Genomic DNA, 271 nt, shown 5'->3' on the forward strand with positions numbered 1-271 from the left:
CAATTTAACATAAGCTTTGCGCTTACTGATGAAGGGATTCAATACAATGAAGAGATAGTGGAAATGCTTTTCGACTACATCGCGTTAATTAAGCAAAATACCGCTTCACTACCGCGCCTTTATCAAGACAAAAGTACTTTGATGGATATCGCGTGCGATAATCAAGAATTCGGACGTATGTTAGATTGGGTAAATTCAATCAGCGTTAATATGCAGCAATATGAGGAGGAAGTTTTTCTCTATGGTGATTATATCATGGATGGATTTTCTC

The 271-nt window shown here is 37.3% G+C and carries 1 pseudogene; it reads left to right on the forward strand.

Annotated elements, in window-relative coordinates:
• Positions 1-271, forward strand: a pseudogene (locus CWC03_RS23165) (insulinase family protein); the annotation flags it as partial.

It is taken from the genome of Pseudoalteromonas sp. S2755, assembly GCF_005886535.1.
Lineage (GTDB): Bacteria > Pseudomonadota > Gammaproteobacteria > Enterobacterales > Alteromonadaceae > Pseudoalteromonas.